Here is a 475-nt window from a genome sequence, read left to right on the forward strand (position 1 = left end):
GCCAGATCGACTGACGACAGAGACGACAGATGAGCGCGCCCATGATTGGCATGGTCGCGCTCGTCTGCGTTCTGGCCCTTTTGGCCGGCGCCTTGAGCTACCGGCTGTGGAAGCTACGTCAGGTTGGCGGAACAGCCGCCATCCTGCGCGACATTCCCGCCGATGGCGGTAGCGGCTGGCGCCACGGCGTGATGCGCTACCGCGGAGGAGAGGCCGGTTTCTACCGGCTGTCCAGCATCCGGTGGTGGCCTGACCGACGATTGAGCCGTCGGGGGCTGGAAGTGGTGTCGCGCCGCGCCCCGCGTGGCGACGAGTTCGACATCATGACCGATGCAACGGTCATCCTCGAACTGCGCGACAACGGCGCCGAACGCCGGCAAGGCTACGAGATCGCCCTGGACCGGGTCGCCCTGACGGCGTTCACGTCCTGGCTCGAGTCACGGCCATCGCCGCGGGCCCGGCGGCGCAATTACTG

Annotated in this window: 1 protein-coding gene; it reads left to right on the top strand. The window is 67.6% G+C overall.

Translation table 11 applies throughout. The features are described 5' to 3' along the window. Window positions 1–29: 29 nt before the first annotated feature. On the top strand, window positions 30–475 hold a 446-nt coding region (locus RM844_RS32360; protein ID WP_311671017.1), incomplete at its 3' end, for a DUF2550 domain-containing protein.

This window comes from Streptomyces chisholmiae (genome assembly GCF_031845445.1).
In the GTDB taxonomy this organism is placed as follows: Bacteria; Actinomycetota; Actinomycetes; order Streptomycetales; family Streptomycetaceae; genus Streptomyces; species Streptomyces chisholmiae.